Raw genomic sequence first — 16,162 nt, 5'->3', positions numbered from 1 at the left:
CAGGATCAACATAACAATGAAACGTTCTCATCTTTGGGTTTTAAATCCGTGCTTGCTTGCCATGCTTTCTACCTCTGCGTGGGCGGAAGAACAAAAGGAAGAAGATATTGTGGTCTCCGCCAGCCGGGCACATCGCAGCGTGGCAGAGATGGCGCAAACCACCTGGGTTATTGAGCGGGCGGAAATTGAGCAGCAGGTTCAGGGCGGGAAAGAGATTAAAGACGTGCTGGCCCAGCTGATCCCCGGCATGGACGTCAGCAGCCAGGGACGTACCAACTACGGCATGAACCTGCGCGGTCGCTCCATGATGGTGATGGTGGACGGCGTACGTCTGAACTCTTCCCGCAGCGACAGCCGCCAGCTCGACTCTATCGATCCGTTCAACATTGACCGCATCGAAGTGATCTCCGGTGCCACCTCGCTGTACGGCGGCGGCAGTACCGGCGGTCTGGTGAACATCGTCACCAAAAAAGGCCAGCCGGAGACCGAAGTGGAGTTCCAGACCGGGGCAAAAAGCGGTTTTAACAGCCATAACGACCATGATGAGAACGTCTCCGCAGCCGTGAGCGGCGGCAATGACAACGCCTCTGGCCGTCTGTCGGTCTCCTATCAGCGCTACGGCGGCTGGTATGACGGCAACGGCGACGAGGTGATTATCGATAACACCCAGACCGGCTTGCAGTATTCCGACCGTATCGACGTGATGGGGACAGGCACCATCAACATCGACGATCATCAGCAGCTCCAGTTAACCACGCAGTACTACAAGAGCGAATCCGACGGCAAGCACGGCCTGTTCCTTGGGGAGAATTTCGCTGCGGTCACGGGCGATGCCAAAGCCTATAATAAAGATAACCTGAACTCTGACCGTATCCCGGGCACAGAGCGTCACCTGATCAACCTGCAATACTCGAACACCGATTTCTGGGGTCAGGATCTGGTTGCGCAGATTTACTACCGTGACGAGAGCCTGACCTACTACCCGTTCCCGACGCTGAGCAAAGGCGCGGTGACCAGCATTGGCGCGTCCCAGCAGAAAACCGATTTTTACGGCGGCAAGCTGACGCTAAACAGCAAGCCGATGGACGACCTGACCCTCACCTGGGGTGTGGATGCCGACCACGAAACATTCGATGCCAACCAGCAGTTCTTTGACTTGAGCAAAGCGGCGGCGAGCGGCGGCATGGAGCTGGACAATGCCTACAACGTGGGCCGTTATCCGGGTTACAGCATTACCAACCTCGCGCCGTTCCTGCAAGCCAGCTATGACATTGACGCCATCACCCTGAGCGGCGGCGTGCGTTACCAGTACACCGAAAACAAGGTGGACGATTTTGTCGGCTACGCCCAGCAGCAGGCAATCGCCACGGGCAAAGCGACCTCTGCTGACGCGGTGCCGGGCGGGAAAACCGACTACAACAACTTCCTGTTTAACGCCGGGATCCTTGGACGTCTTACCGAACAGCAGCAGCTGTGGTTTAACTTCTCCCAGGGCTTCGAGATCCCGGACCTGGCGAAGTACTACGGTTCCGGCACCTATCAGCTGGTCGATGGTCACTATCGCCTGCAAAACAGCGTCAACGTGAACGACTCAACGCTGGACGGTATTAAGGTCAATGCTTACGAGCTGGGCTGGCGCTTCACCGGCGATAACCTGCGTACCCAGGTGGCGGCGTACTACTCGCTCTCGGATAAAACCATCACCATCAACAAGAGCGACATGACCATCAACCTGGAGGACGATAAACGTCGTATCTATGGGGTTGAAGGCCAGGTGGACTATTTCTTCACCGACAGCGACTGGAGCACCGGGGCGAACTTTAACGCCATCAAGTCCGAAACGCGTGAAAACGGGAAATGGGAGAAGCTGACGGTCGACAGCGCCAGCCCGTCTAAAGCCAGCGCATGGGTTAACTGGGCGCCGGGCGACTGGGCCCTGCGCGTGCAGAGCACACAAACCTTCGACGTGTCTGACGCCGACGGTAAGAAGATTGATGGCTATAACACCGTTGATTTCCTGGGCAGCTACGCCCTGCCGGTGGGCAAAGTCAGCTTCAGCGTGGAAAACCTGCTGGACAAAGACTACACCACCGCCTGGGGCCAGCGCGCACCGGGGCTGTATAGCCCAACCTATGGCTCACCGGGTCTTTATACTTATAAAGGCCGTGGACGTACGTTTGGCCTGAACTACTCCGTTCTGTTCTGATCCTGCGCGCCGCCTGCGGGCGGCGCGATTTGCTGTGCAATTTGAAAGCAAATTTGCTATTAAATCATCGGTTTGCTGAAATTCTCGGCAAACGAACAAAAACGATGTTTTCCCCTTTGACAAGGCGCACGCAGGTCGATAATATGCGCCTCGTTCACACGATTCCTCTGTAGTTCAGTCGGTAGAACGGCGGACTGTTAATCCGTATGTCACTGGTTCGAGTCCAGTCAGAGGAGCCAAATTTGAAAAGCCTGCTTTTAGAGCAGGCTTTTTGCTTTCGTGGGTTACAACACAAACTCGTAATGAGAACCATCGGGTAGTTCTACATCCAGCCGTAGCTTCCCTCCGGCGGCCTCAACGTAGCGTTTCAAAGAAGAAAGCTTAATATCGCGTCCTGCCTTTTCCATGACGGCGACAGTAGGTTGTTTAATACCCAACGCCCTGGCCATATCTACCTGCGTTTTTTGCACTTTTTCACGTAACTCGGCCAGATGGATATTGAGCAAAATATCCGTTGCCATTGCCTGTGCGCTGGCAACAACCTCAGGTTTTTCATCTGCAATAAGCTGCTCCAGGGTTCTGCCCATCGCGTTAATTCCTCTCTTTTAATGTGTTCAGCCAGCGAGTGTATTCCCGATCCGCAACGAGGAGCATCTCATCGTAAAATCGCCTTTCATTACCGACCTTATTGCCCGCACACAGTACAATACCCGTACGGTTCGGATCGAAAGCGAAAAATGCCCTCAGCGGATCACCCTTACTCTGGATACGCAACTCTTTCATGTTGCTGTGGCGGGAGCCTTTCAGCGTATCGGCATACGGTCTGGACAGACCCGGTCCCCTCTCCCGCAAAACAAGTAGCGCGGCCAGTACGCTGGCTCTCTCGCTATCGTTTAATGAGGTGAACCAGTCGTCAAACCTGTCCGTAGTTTTAATCGCCCACACGGGATCTCCTTGTACAACATAGATCAAAAACTATATAGATGCAAAACTATAGTGCCGATTATGCAGACAGATTGGCTGGTATGCAGGTTAAGGATGCAAAATATGGAAGCCGTCTTCAGAAATAAAGGAGAAACAGGGTGAAGGGGGAATACAAGCCCGGAAAGCGCAGCGCACCCGGGCAAACGCGTAGTTAAATCTGATAATCAATCGCCACTTCTTCCGGCTCCATCACCTGGCGTTTGATCTCATCTACGGAGAGCCCCGCATTGCACAGCTCGATAAAACGCCACACATAGTTACGCTGAAGCTGCCCGCGCTTCAGCCCGAGCCAGACGGTGTTCGCATCGAACAGATGACGTGTATCCAGACGCACCAGATTACCAGCCTCATATTCTCCGCCAGACTGCTCGGCCACCAGGCCAATCCCCAGCCCTAACTCGACGTAGGTTTTGATCACGTCGGAATCCTGCGCGCTCAGCACCACGTCCGGCGTGAGCCCTTTACGCTTGAACGCTTCATCTATGCGCGAACGCCCGGTAATGCCCTGCCGGTAGGTGATAAGCGGCCATTTGACGATCTCTTCCAGCGTCAACGGTGAAACCTGGTTCAGCGGGTGTTCGGCGGGTAATAGCAGGCTGTGGTGCCAGCGGAACCACGGGAACGCCACCAGCAGCGGGTCATTGCTCAGCCGTTCACTGGCGATACCGATATCGGCCCCACCGTTATGCAGCAGCACTTCAATTTCCTGCGGCGTGCCCTGGATCAGTTCGAGACGTACGTCCGGGAAGATCTCACGAAATGCTTTGATAACCGTCGGAAGGCTGTAACGCGCCTGTGTATGGGTGGTGGCGATAGTCAGCACACCGGAAGCGTCGTTGGTAAAGAGATCCGCCAGCCGACGAACGTTGCTGGCCTCGTTGAGAATGCGCTCAGCGATGGTCAGCAATGCCTTGCCTGGCTCGGTCATACCCAGCAGGCGCTTGCCGCGACGGATAAAAATCTCAATGCCTAACTCCTCCTCCAGCTCGCGGATATGTCGGCTGACGCCCGACTGAGAGGTGTAAAGCATATTGGCGACTTCGGTCAGGTTGTAATCCCGCCTGGCCGCCTCACGAATAATTTTAAGTTGCTGGAAATTCACAATTCACTCCGGCGCATCTGACATAAGGCTATTGTTAGAGTCAGGCGGGCTGGAGAACAAATAATAAAAACCAGCATCTTATGCTTATTTGGAATATCAGCTGACGAGTTGCAGCTCGCGATTTTCCAGCGACGGCTTACTGACCAGAGACATCAGGATTTCTTTCACCGCCTGCGCCTGCGGTGACAGGGAGCCGCGCGCGGACATATTCAACGACAGCGGTAAGCTCATGGATGGCGTGGTGATGCGGGCCATCCAGCCGTTCGCCGCGCTGCACAGTGAACGTGCGGCAGACTCAGGCAGAACCGTTACACCCATGCCGCTGGCAATGGCGGCAGTCAGCGTGGAGATGGAATCAATCTCGCCGATGATCTTCGCCGTCAGACGGCGCAGCGAGAACGCTTCGTCAACGCGCACGCGCACGGCACTGTAGTCGCGCGGCAGGAACAGGTTCATCTCTGCCACAGCGGTTAAATCAATGCTCTGACCGGGACAATCACGGGTACCGACCAGGTAAAGATCTTCCTTCAGCAGCGGCTGGCTGGTGATCCCGGCAACCGGGGAGCGATCGTACAGCACCGCCATATCCAGCTGACCGTTGAGCAGTTTGTCATTGAGCACGGAACCACTGTTCTCATGCAGATAAACCAGCACTTCCGGTAGCTCCGCGCGCACCGCCTGAAGCAGCGGCATGGTGACAGACGATGCGGCCGTTCCCGGCGCCAGGCCAATGGAGACATGGCCGCTCAGGGTCTGACCCACATTGTGCACGGCCAGCTGCGCCTGTTCACACTGACGCAGGATCGTGCGGGCATGGGTATATAAAATTTTTCCCGCTTCGGTAGGCGTTACGCCGCGCTTGGTGCGGATCAACAGTTGCTGGTCCATTTCGCCTTCCAGAGTCGCGACCTGCTGGCTCAGCGCAGGCTGCGCGATATGCAGCACTTCAGCCGCCTGGGTCAGGCTGCCGATATCGACGATTTTTACGAAGTATTTCAGTCGTCTTAAGTTCATGTTGCCCCCTGTTCGAAAATAGCGTGCCGGTAACGGCTGTGTTGTTAAACAGGTTTTGCAATATGGATGCCAGTTTTTTGCAGCGGGCGTATGTCGCTGCTAAGCGGCTGAAAATAAGGAAAGCCAATCACTGGTGCCTGTTTTGAGTCGAGGACAACGGTTTCCGATCTGCCCCATTCGGGGTATATCTGCACAATAATGGTGCATTCCGTTGGCAAAAACGTCACTTTGCTGGTTTTGTCAGCAAACAGTTCAAAGTCGGCGATCCATCCTTTGACAAGGCGTACGCAGGTCGATAATATGCGCCCCGTTCACACGATTCCTCTGTAGTTCAGTCGGTAGAACGGCGGACTGTTAATCCGTATGTCACTGGTTCGAGTCCAGTCAGAGGAGCCAAATTTGAAAAGCCTGCTTTTAAAGCAGGCTTTTTGCTTTTCTGCGTTCGGTCAGTTTGTTGGGTGGCGCTGTGCTTACCCGACCTACATTCTGCGTTCGGTAAAATTGTCGGGTGGCGGCTTCGCCTTACCCGACCTACGGTCCTGTAGACCCGGTAAGCGCAGCGCCACCGGGCATAGCAAGCTTCACCGGCATCCCCGACCGCCGTTCCAGCTCAGCGCCCGCCCCTTCACTTATTAGCTGCGTCCTTTGTGCGGCTGAAATGGGCAGCGGCACCTTATTTGTCGATTCAAATTCCGCGCGATTGCGTGACAGCGGCTCGTGAACCTCTACCCAACGGCTACCGTCCGGCTCGGTGGTCACCTTTAAGGGCTGATCGATAAGCTGTACCCTCGTCCCCACCGAAACGTTATCGAACAGGTATTTGATATCGTTATTACGCAGGCGAATGCAGCCCTGGCTGACGCGCAGACCAATGCCGAAATTTGAGTTGGTACCGTGGATCGCGTACAGCCTGCCGATATAGAGGGCATACAGCCCCATCGGGTTATCCGGCCCGGCGGGAACGAACGCGGGCAACGTTTTCCCCTCTTTCGCGTAAGCGCGTCGCGTATTTGGCGTGGGTGACCAGGTTGGGCCTTCCTGTTTGCGCTCAACGGCGGTTACCCAGTTACGCGGCGTTTCGCGCCCGGCCTGACCGATGCCAATAGGCAGCACCTCAACCGTGTTGCTGCCGGGTGGATAATAGTAAAGTCGCATTTCCGCGACGTTCACCACAATTCCCTCGCGCACGGTTGGCGGCAGAATAAGCTGCTGGGGTACCACCAGCTGTGTTCCGGCTCGCGGTAAAAACGGATCCACCCCCGGGTTGGCTTCCAGCATATTGCTCAACCCCTGTCCGTGCTGCGCTGCAAACGCTTCGAGCGGCAGAGTATTGCCCTCAGGCACGGTGATGGTGATCGGCGCCCCCACCAGACGGCTGCCCTCGGGAGGGAGGGGGTAGGTTACAGCAGATGCAGCGGGAAACAGAATACCAAGCGTAAAAACGAACGAGGCAAATCGAATCATAGTGTTCTGTACTCAGTCAAAGAGAAAGCCTGCCGGTGGGCAGGCTTAGCCTACTCATTCAGTCATCTTTTCGTCGTGCGCCATCTCCGGGTAAGGACTTTTTCTGCTTCAACAATCATGAACATCGCAAACCCAATCAGGAAGGTAATGATCCAGTAGCGGAACGGTAGCGCTTCGGTACCGAACAGCATTTGCATGAACGGCGCATAGATGATCAGAAGCTGAAGGGCCAGAAGTACGCCGCTCACTATCCATATCCCCTTGTTAGCCAGCAGACCTTTACTCAGGGAGAAGCCGTCGGTGACGCGGCAGTTGAGCATGTAAAACCACTGGGCGGTGACCAGCGTTTGCAGCAACACGGTGCGAATGAACTCCGGTGAGTAGCCGCGTGGTTGCAGCCAGGCCTCCAGCACAAAGGCGCTGATGGCAATCATCAGGCCGACAAACACTACTCGCCAGATGGCATAACCGTCCATCACATGCAGGTTAGACTTACGCGGCGGCCGGTTCATGATGTCCTTCTCACCCGCTTCAAACGCCAGGCCAAACGACAGCGTTGCAGAGGTTGCCATGTTCATCCACAGGATCAGTACCGGCGTTAGTGGGATCAGGTTCCCCGCCAGCAGGGCAATAATGATCAGTAAGGCCTGGGCGATGTTGCTCGGGATAACGAACAAAATGGTCTTTTTCAGGTTGTCGTAGACCCGACGCCCTTCATGGACCGCCCGGGCAATGGTGGCAAAGTTATCATCCGTTAACACCATATCGGCGGCTTCTTTGGTGACTTCAGTACCTTTGATCCCCATCGCGATGCCGACATCCGCCCGCTTCAGCGCCGGCGCATCGTTCACCCCGTCCCCGGTCATTCCGACCACTTCCTGCTTACTTTGCAGCGCCTGCACCAGGCGGAATTTATCTTCCGGGCTGGTGCGGGCAAAGATATCGTATTTTTGCGCCGCCTCGCTCAGCTGGTGATCGTCCATCGCCTCCAGCTCGCGCCCGGTGATGGCGCTCGCCGCGTTGCCAATACCCAGCATCTGTCCAATGCTCATCGCCGTTTGTGGATGATCCCCGGTAATCATTTTCACGCGAATGCCCGCCTGCAAGCAGTCGGCAATGGCCGAAATGGCTTCCGGGCGCGGGGGATCCATCATGCCCGCAATGCCGAGCAGTATGACCCCTTCTTGCAGATCCGCATGCGTCAGCTCGCGCTGCCCGCTGGCAGCCGGTTTCCAGGCCGCAGCCACCATGCGCAATCCCTCGCGCGCATACTCTTCAATCTTCTCTTCCCAATAGTGCAGGTTGAACGGCTCCAGCCCGTTTTGGGTCTGCTGGTGCTGGCAAAGACGGAAAAGGACGTCCGGCGCACCGGTGATTAACATCACCTCTTCGTCGCCCAGGCGATAGAGGGTGGACATGTATTTATATTGCGAATCAAATGGGATTTTACTGCGCAACTCGGCGTCAATTGCCGGAAGCGGGATTTTGGCCGCCAGCACCTTCAGCGCGCCTTCGGTTGGACCGCCGGTGATTTTCCACAGCCCCTGCTCATCTTTGATCAGCTGGCTGTCATTACAGAGATCGACTGTGCGCAGATAGCGCTCCAGCACAGATCCCGGGTTCACGGTGACCGGTGTCGGATCGTCAACGGGGTGAATAGTACCCACCGGCTCGTAGCTGTCTCCCTCCACGCGGTAGGTGGTGTCCGCGGTAATCACCGCTTTTACCGTCATCTCATTCATGGTCAGGGTGCCGGTTTTATCCGAGCAGATAACTGTCATCGCCCCCAGCGTTTCCACGGTAGGCAGCTTGCGAATAATCGCCTTGCGACGCGCCATCGCCTGCACGCCCAGCGAGAGGATGATCGAGATAATGGCCGGTAATCCTTCCGGCACCGCCGCTACCGCAAGGCTAATCAACGACAGCACCAGCTCTGATACGGGCATATCACGGAAGATAAGACTGAAAACGAACAGCGCCAGCATCATTACCAGAATGGTGATAAAAATGGTCTTGCCGAGCTTGTCCATTTGCACCATCAACGGGGTACGGTGTTTTTCAATGTCTGACATCATCTGGTTGATATGGCCGAGTTCGGTCTCCCCACCGGTCGCCACCACCAACCCTTTTCCCCCACCGGAGCTGACGGTGGTGCCAGAATAAAGCAGGTTGTAACGGTCGCCTAACGGCAACTCCCCGTGGAGCGCATCGCTGCTTTTCTCCACTACCGTGGATTCGCCGGTGAGAATAGCTTCTTCCACCCGCAGATTGTGCGCCTCTGTCACGCGAAGATCGGCAGGAATGCGATCCCCGGCGCGTATCACGACGATATCTCCGGGCACCAGCGCTGTCGTCGGGATAGTTTCATGGTTGCCCTGCCGGATGACCACAGCCTCGCTGGAGAGCATATTGCGAATACTTTGCAGCGATTTCTCCGCATTGCTCTCCTGAATATGGCCAATCAGGGCGTTAATAATGGCTACCCCAAGAATGACAAACATATCCACCCAGTGTCCCATTATCAGCTTCAGCAGCGCCGCCGCCAGAAGGACGTAAATAAGGACATCGTTGAAATGGGCCAGAAAGCGCAGCCAGCCAGGTTTACCCGGTTTTTGCGGTAAGGCATTTTCACCGTATTTTTCCAGCCTGGCGGTGGCTTCTGTACTGCTAAGTCCGTCGAGGCTGGATTGGATATTTGTCAGGGTTTCATCAACGGTCTGTTGATAATACGGACGGTGAGGCTTTTCTGTTATCATCGTTCCTTCCTCAGGTTCTTTTCAGAAATCACCTTGCTTTCATGACATTAACGAATAACGAAAACAGGAACATGCGCGTAACGAACGATACTCGCCGCCTCTGACCCTAATAAATGAGTTTGAATATTTGGATTACGTGATCCCACAATAATCGCACTGACGTTAAGCTCATCCGCCAGTTTGATTACCTCATCACGTATATTCCCGCTGCGAACATGTAGATGGACATTTGCTTCCGGCAGGTTGATTTTTTTTACCAGCGCAGCCAGTTTTTCTTTAGCATTATTAATCATATATTCATCCATCTTTCTCGCGTCTGCAATAAAACCGCGGGTCAGTTCCGCCGAGAACTTTGGCATAACGTACAGCAGATGGACATTACCCGATGCGCTTTGCGCCAGGAATTGGGCATGCTGTAGCGCTTTATCAGACAATGCTGTTTCGTATACATCCACCGGCACCAGAATCGTTTTATACATATCAAGCATCCTTTTTTATAACCAACACAACAGTGAGTGAATCAGGAGAGATCGCATCAAACCCATGGGTACAGGCGTGAATGCCTTTTACGGAAAAAAAGGAATGGATGCTATTAAACGTAGCACAGGAATATCAGGATGTTATTCAAAGGGGATACACCATCGTAACGCTTGTTTCGCCTTAGTATGTCACGCCACTAATAATGGTTATTTAACATTTATTTATTCACCGACTATGCTCATAGTCAGGCATGCAACACGTTTATTCTCTTTATCCCGCGCCACCTTCAACCTCATGGAGGAATGCATGTACGGTTTAAGCCTGATTCGCCTTGGTTTGTTTATTGCGCTCGCCATTATCGCCAGCACAGCAATCGGTCTATTTACCTATGTGGTCGTCTCGGCCCTGGCAGAATAGCGCCACCCCAGCATTGATGACGAAATAAATAAAACAATTATTATCAGGGGAATACTGTGAAGCGCTACCTCTCTCTTCTGCCTGCTGTTTTATTGCTGCTGACGGCGTGCGATCCGAAACCCGACCGCGCCGCGCCCCTGCCGAAAATGGTAAAAGTCGCAGAGGTGGTCAAGGCCGGCAACGCGCAGCAGCGCGTGTTTCCCGCCCGTATTGAATCCGGCGACGCCACGGATCTCGCGTTCAAACGAGCCGGGCAGATTGAGACCCTGGACATTCGCCAGGGTGCCGTTGTCAAACAGGGGCAACGACTCGCCAGCCTCAACGCCCGTGAAGCCCGGCAGCGCCTGAACGACAGGCAAACGGCGGCGACCCTGGCTCAGCGGCAATTCGACCGCTTCCAGACCCTGGCGGGACGCCAGGCCGTGTCGAAAGCCGAGATGGATGTCCAGCGCGCCAACCGCGATTCAGCAAACGCCGCGCTACAGATTGCGCGCGAAGAATTAAGCCAGATGACGCTCGTCGCCCCCTTTGGCGGGACAGCGGCCAGCGTCCATGTGCGAAATCATCAGGTCGTCTCCGCCGGCCAGCCCGTCGTCACTTTGACCCGTACCGATCTGCTGGACGTGGTGTTCAGCCTTCCAGAGAACCTGTTTAACACCTTCGATATTCGCAATGCGCATTACAAACCGGTAGTGAGGATCAATGCCCTGCCCGGTCGCGAGTTTACCGCTGTGTACAAAGAGCACTCAGGCAGTAGCGACAGCAACACTTTGACCTGGCAGGTGATTTTAACCATGCCCCGCCCGGATGATTTTCCCGTCGTGGGCGGCGTCAGCGGAACGGTCACCATCAATTTAACCAACCTTCCGGCTGGTGTGGGCAGTGAGGCGCTGGTAGTGCCGGTTGAAGCGGTCTTTAACCCGGATAACCGCCCGCGCAATGAGCCACATGTCTGGGTGGTGACGGGCGAAGGCGATACGTTGCACCTTGAAGATCGTAAGGTCAGCGTGGGGCAAGTCAGCGCTGAGGGGGTCGTCATCGTCGGTGGGCTTAAGGCCGGTGAACGCGTGGTGGCCGCAGGCGTTGGGGAGCTACATCCCAACCAGCCGGTACGTATCTGGACGCGTGAACGGGGACTGTAATGGATATCTCTCGTCAGTTTATCAGCAACCCGGTTCGCGTCTGGCTGACGATTTTGCTGCTGGGCGTAGGCGGCATTATTGCCCTGTTGAACATTGGCAGACTGGAAGATCCGGCGTTTACCATCAAAACGGCGGTGGTGATCACCCATTATCCGGGCGCGTCGGCGCAGCAGGTTGAGGAAGAGGTCACCCTGCCGCTGGAAAATGCGCTTCAGCAGTTACCTTATCTGGATAACGTCAGCTCCATCTCCTCCAGCGGCCTGTCGCAGATCACGGTCAATATAGCCTCGCGCTACCACTCAAATGCACTGCCGCAAATCTGGGATGAACTGCGTCGCCGGGTGGGAGATGCCGCCAGACAGTTTCCACCCGGCGTAGTGACCCCGTTTGTGAATGACGATTTTGGCGATGTGTTCGGCTTTTTCTTTGCCATTTCCGGAGATGAATTCAGCAATCCGGAACTGGTCCGGTATGCCGAGCTGCTGCGCCGGGAGTTGGTCCTCGTGCCAGGCGTGGGCAAAGTGGCCATCGGCGGAGCCCTCACTCAGCAGATTAACGTGGACATTTCTCTGAGCAAAATGGCCGCGCGCGGGATAACGCTGAATCAGCTTTCTGCCCAGCTCAGCAGGCTGAACGTGGTCTCCAGCGCGGGAGAGATCCCCTCCGGTACCGAGTCAATTCGTCTGCATCCTACCGGTGAATTCGAAAGTATTGACGAGCTGGCCGATCTCATCGTGACCCCGCCCGGCGTTGGGGCGGCTACCCGCTTACGGGATATTGCCACCCTGTCACGCGGGCTGGATGCGTCCCCTGCCAGCATCTACCATGCCAACGGCAGAAAAGCCGTCACCATGGGCGTCTCCTTTATCCCCGGCGTTAACGTGATCGACGTGGGACATGCCCTGGAGGCGAAGCTAGAGCAGATGTCAGCCGAGAAACCGGCAGGTATCCATATCGACCTGTTTTACGATCAGGCGGCGGAGGTCGGGCATTCCGTTAACGGATTTATCATTAACTTCCTGATGGCGCTGGCGATTGTCATCGGCGTGTTGTTGATCTTTATGGGCTTACGCAGCGGGATCATTATTGCCTTTTCCCTCGCCCTCAACGTGCTGGGCACGCTGCTGATCATGTATCTCTGGGGTATTGAACTACAGCGCATTTCACTGGGCGCGCTGATCATCGCCCTCAGCATGCTGGTCGACAATGCCATTGTTATTGTCGAAGGGGTACTGGTAGCCCGGCAGCAGGGCTCGTCCCTGATGAACGCCATTAGCGACATTATTCGCCGTTCTGCGCTGCCGCTGCTGGGTGCAACGGTCATCGCCATCCTGGCCTTTGCGCCCGTCGGGCTGTCACAGGATTCCACCGGCGAATACTGTAAGTCGCTGTTTCAGGTCCTGCTGATTTCGCTCATGCTGAGCTGGTTCTCAGCCCTCACCATTACGCCAGTGCTGATTAAGTGGTGGCTGTTTAAACGAGATGCTGCACCGCCAAAGGCCGACGAAACGGATCCCTATGACAAACGCATCTATCGGATCTATCAGGGTGTGCTCAACGCGCTGTTACGGCGTAAAGCGCCAACGCTGGTAGTGATGGCCGCACTGCTGGCCGCCGCCATCTGGGGCTTTGGCTCGGTGCGGCAGAACTTCTTCCCCTCCTCCAGTACGCCAATTTTCTTTGTCGACCTCTGGCTCCCTTACGGTACCGACATTAACTGGACCGAGAAGATGACCGGTGATATCGAGAAAACCATTAACGGCCAGCCAGGCGTGGAAACTACGGTCTCGACGATTGGTCAGGGAAGTATGCGATTTATTTTGACCTACAGCGGACAGCGGCAGTACAGCAACTATGCGCAAATTATGGTGAGAATGGACGACCAGCGTAACATCCCCGCCCTGACCCGCCACGTGGATGAGTACATCGCACGGAACTATCCGCAGGTTAACGCCAGCACAAAGCGGGTGATGTTTGGCCCCTCCGGCGACAGCGCCATTGAAATACGTATTAAAGGCCCCGATCCGGACAGGCTGCGTCTGATCGCCAGCCAGGTAGACAACATCCTTACGCGCGATCCGGCGACGGACAGCGTCAGGAACGACTGGCAAAATCGCAGCAAAGTGATCCGCCCGCAGTACGTCACCGCGCTGGGACGTGAGCTTGGCGTGGATAAGCAGGACGTCGATAACGCACTGGAGATGAATTTCTCCGGCAGTCGGGCGGGATTGTACAGAGAAGGCAGCGACCTGTTGCCCGTGGTGGTGCGCCCGCCGGAAAGCGAGCGGCTGGACGCCAATCACCTGAATAACGTTCTGGTCTGGAGCCAGACCCGGCAGCAGTATATTCCGCTGAGCAACGTCATCAGCGGCTTCGCGCTGGAGTGGGAAGATCCGCTGATCCTGCGCCGTGACCGCTCCCGCGTGCTGACCGTGCAGACCGACCCTGACCCGCTAAGCCAGCAAACCTCCGGCGATATTCTCGCCCGCGTGAAGCCGCAAATTAATGCCCTGCCCCTGCCCCACGGCTACAGCATTGAGTGGGGCGGTGACGCGGAGAACTCCAGCGAAGCGCAGCAGGGGCTATTTACCACGCTGCCGCTCGGCTATCTGGTGATGTTTGTGATCACGGTGCTGATGTTCAGTTCGGTGAAAAACGCCGTCGCCATCTGGCTGACCGTGCCGCTGGCGCTGATCGGCGTGACGCCGGGGTTTTTAATTACCGGCATCCCTTTTGGCTTTATGGCGTTGATTGGCCTGCTGAGCCTGAGCGGGATGCTGATCCGCAACGGCATTGTGCTGGTGGAAGAGATAGAACAGCAGAAAGTGCAGCAGGATCAGCACAGTGCGATCGTTTACGCCGCCACGTCGCGCCTGCGTCCCATCCTCCTCACCGCCTTTACGACCGTACTCGGCCTCGCCCCTCTGCTGCTGGATGTGTTCTTCCAGAGCATGGCCGTTGTGATTATGTTTGGGCTTGGGTTTGCTACAATCCTGACGCTGCTGGTACTCCCCGTAATTTACGCGTGTTTCCATCGTAAGGACAAAGCTGAACAACAATGAATGCGACAGGGCTGAATATCATCAAGACGCTGGGGTGTATGACGGCGGTTACCTTTTTCACCATCTACAACACCTGGGATCATTACGATTATGACTATCACTGGATCCTCGGTTTTTTAACCTTCATTTCGACCATCGCCACGCCGTTATTTTTTGTGGTTGCAGGGTATCTGGACGGGCAATCCCGACACGGCACGCGCTGGCAGCTGGATAAGATCAAAAGCCTGGTGATCGTCTTTCTGTTCTGGGTAACGATTTACTACCTGTGGGAGCCCTATCAGCGCGGATATCTGATCCAACCCTGGTTCGTGTTCGCGTTTATCGTGATTTACACGTTTCACCCGGTGGTGGAGTGGCTCAGCCAGCGACGAACGCTCTTTTGCGGGGTGATTGCCGCCCTGCTGCTTTTCTCATACGGGTACGATTTACTGTCAGCCCTCTATCCTGATGCCCATGTCCTTTCATTGTCGCCGCAGTATCGCCTGTGGACGTGGCTGCTGTTTTATCTGACGGGGCAGCTCTTTTGCGATCCGCAGATCGCGGCGTGGATCGGCCGCAAAAATGTGGTCAGGGCAGCGGTGATTGCCATACCGTTTATTTATCTCTTCACGTGGTTTTACGAGCGGCACTTCTTTTTTGCGCTATTTAAAGCAGACAGAAACGCCTTTATCCTCACCGGATCGCAAATCTACATTCTGATTATTGCCCTGGTGATTGCGGCCAACGGCGTGCGGTTTCGCCGCAATGCGGAGTTTAAAGAGTCCGTGCTGGCCGCCATTAGCAAAACCATGACCGGGGTCTATATTATGCACTACTCGGTGTTTCACCTGCTGACCGCGCTCATTCCGGTGACGTCCCTGAGCACCAAACTTGCTCTGATTGTGCTTACGTTTGTTACGTCGGTCCTGTTTTCGCTGCTGATCCTGTCCAACGCAGTGGCCAAAAAAGTGATCACCCTCTAAAAGCCCAGGCGCAGCCAGGCAAACAGCACGTTGCCGTTGTTGTAGGTCCCGGGAATATAGGTGAACTGGACGGTGACGCGCTTATATCCGGCAGAGAAAAGCGGGAAGATAAACGGCAGCGGGACATAGTTGGCAAAGTCGTCGCGTGCCGTGATCCCCGCAGCGGCCCCCAGCCCCAGACGGAAATCTTTTGCGTTATCCAGATACCAGCCCTTCTCCCAGCCGTAGCCCATCGCAGGCTGCCATTCGTTATGTGAATCTTTGAACATCATGGCAAAGAGCGCGCTCCAGTTGCCCTCGTCGTTGTAGCGGGACACGCCCAGCCCCCCGCCCCACGGCATTTCGTTGTAATTGTCGGTTTTCTCTTTGTCATACATGAATCGAGCATGCCAGCTCAGAAACGGAAGGTAGAGATCGTAACGATCCGGCTGTTCCCAGGTTTGCGCAATATCGTCCGTTACTGCATCCCACCAGCGGTGAATACGCTGTTCGCCATAGACTTTCGGCTCCGCATGCAGCGGAGATACGACTAAAAACAGGACTACCCACAGTGCAGGAAAGAGGCGTTGCATT

Annotated in this window: 13 protein-coding genes and 2 tRNA genes; 7 read left to right on the top strand and 8 right to left on the bottom strand. The window is 55.4% G+C overall.

The window, feature by feature from the left end:
* The first annotated feature begins 16 nt into the window (after positions 1 to 16).
* Complete coding sequence (locus H2Z33_RS17045) at positions 17 to 2,206, top strand: TonB-dependent siderophore receptor (protein WP_032654151.1); 2,190 nt, start codon at positions 17 to 19, stop codon at positions 2,204 to 2,206.
* Between the two features lie 163 nt (positions 2,207 to 2,369).
* Positions 2,370 to 2,445, top strand: a tRNA-Asn gene (locus tag H2Z33_RS17040).
* Between the two features lie 45 nt (positions 2,446 to 2,490).
* On the opposite strand, the gene H2Z33_RS17035 is transcribed toward H2Z33_RS17040, so the two are convergent.
* From H2Z33_RS17035 to nac, 4 genes are all read right to left on the bottom strand, one after another.
* Positions 2,491 to 2,793 carry a helix-turn-helix domain-containing protein gene (locus H2Z33_RS17035; protein ID WP_017383313.1) on the bottom strand — a complete coding sequence of 101 codons (303 nt, stop codon included), beginning with the start codon at positions 2,791 to 2,793 and terminating at the stop codon, positions 2,491 to 2,493.
* Between the two features lie 4 nt (positions 2,794 to 2,797).
* Positions 2,798 to 3,151, bottom strand: a complete 354-nt coding sequence (locus H2Z33_RS17030) for a type II toxin-antitoxin system RelE/ParE family toxin (RefSeq protein WP_017383312.1) — start codon at positions 3,149 to 3,151, stop codon at positions 2,798 to 2,800.
* A 190-nt stretch (positions 3,152 to 3,341) separates the two neighbouring features.
* Positions 3,342 to 4,292 carry an HTH-type transcriptional regulator Cbl gene (cbl, locus tag H2Z33_RS17025; protein WP_017383311.1) on the bottom strand — a complete coding sequence of 317 codons (951 nt, stop codon included), beginning with the start codon at positions 4,290 to 4,292 and terminating at the stop codon, positions 3,342 to 3,344.
* A gap of 96 nt (positions 4,293 to 4,388) precedes the next feature.
* Positions 4,389 to 5,306 carry a nitrogen assimilation transcriptional regulator NAC gene (gene nac / locus H2Z33_RS17020; protein WP_003859531.1) on the bottom strand — a complete coding sequence of 306 codons (918 nt, stop codon included), beginning with the start codon at positions 5,304 to 5,306 and terminating at the stop codon, positions 4,389 to 4,391.
* 320 nt (positions 5,307 to 5,626) lie between these two features.
* Between nac and H2Z33_RS17015 the strand changes: the two genes are divergently transcribed.
* Positions 5,627 to 5,702: transfer RNA gene (locus tag H2Z33_RS17015), tRNA-Asn, on the top strand.
* A 135-nt stretch (positions 5,703 to 5,837) separates the two neighbouring features.
* Here the strand turns inward: H2Z33_RS17015 and ldtA are convergent.
* From ldtA to H2Z33_RS17000, 3 genes are all read right to left on the bottom strand, one after another.
* A complete protein-coding gene (gene ldtA / locus H2Z33_RS17010) occupies positions 5,838 to 6,770 on the bottom strand; it encodes a L,D-transpeptidase (RefSeq protein WP_032671703.1) in 933 nt (310 codons plus the stop codon).
* 62 nt (positions 6,771 to 6,832) lie between these two features.
* Complete coding sequence (locus tag H2Z33_RS17005; protein WP_045339063.1) at positions 6,833 to 9,526, bottom strand: cation-transporting P-type ATPase; 2,694 nt, start codon at positions 9,524 to 9,526, stop codon at positions 6,833 to 6,835.
* 47 nt (positions 9,527 to 9,573) lie between these two features.
* Positions 9,574 to 10,005: a universal stress protein gene (locus H2Z33_RS17000; protein WP_063135199.1), complete on the bottom strand. Its 432-nt coding sequence runs from the start codon at positions 10,003 to 10,005 to the stop codon at positions 9,574 to 9,576.
* Between the two features lie 103 nt (positions 10,006 to 10,108).
* On the opposite strand from H2Z33_RS17000, the gene H2Z33_RS16995 reads away from it, so the two are divergent.
* Genes H2Z33_RS16995 through H2Z33_RS16980 form a run of 4 tightly spaced genes read left to right on the top strand, consistent with a single transcriptional unit; the run spans position 10,109 to position 15,589 of the window.
* Entirely contained in the window at positions 10,109 to 10,423 is a 315-nt protein-coding gene (locus H2Z33_RS16995; RefSeq protein ID WP_154597617.1) for a hypothetical protein, read from the top strand.
* Positions 10,424 to 10,479: 56 nt separating this feature from the next.
* The gene (locus H2Z33_RS16990) at positions 10,480 to 11,565 is read left to right on the top strand and encodes an efflux RND transporter periplasmic adaptor subunit (protein ID WP_063135200.1); all 1,086 of its coding nucleotides are present in this window, start codon (positions 10,480 to 10,482) and stop codon (positions 11,563 to 11,565) included.
* The gene (locus H2Z33_RS16985; RefSeq protein ID WP_063135201.1) at positions 11,565 to 14,627 is read left to right on the top strand and encodes an efflux RND transporter permease subunit; all 3,063 of its coding nucleotides are present in this window, start codon (positions 11,565 to 11,567) and stop codon (positions 14,625 to 14,627) included. The genes H2Z33_RS16990 and H2Z33_RS16985 overlap by 1 nt, the downstream gene beginning before the upstream one ends.
* 38 nt (positions 14,628 to 14,665) lie before the next feature.
* Positions 14,666 to 15,589, top strand: coding sequence for an acyltransferase (locus H2Z33_RS16980; protein ID WP_026080612.1), 924 nt, complete (start codon positions 14,666 to 14,668; stop codon positions 15,587 to 15,589).
* Here H2Z33_RS16980 and pagP read toward each other — a convergent pair.
* Positions 15,586 to 16,161 carry a lipid IV(A) palmitoyltransferase PagP gene (pagP, locus tag H2Z33_RS16975; protein ID WP_003859516.1) on the bottom strand — a complete coding sequence of 192 codons (576 nt, stop codon included), beginning with the start codon at positions 16,159 to 16,161 and terminating at the stop codon, positions 15,586 to 15,588. The genes H2Z33_RS16980 and pagP overlap by 4 nt on opposite strands.
* Position 16,162 lies beyond the last annotated feature (1 nt).

Origin of the sequence: Enterobacter sp. YSU (assembly GCF_016082135.1) — a bacterium.
In the GTDB taxonomy this organism is placed as follows: Bacteria; Pseudomonadota; Gammaproteobacteria; order Enterobacterales; family Enterobacteriaceae; genus Enterobacter; species Enterobacter hormaechei_C.
This window is presented reverse-complemented; position numbering and strand designations above follow the sequence as displayed.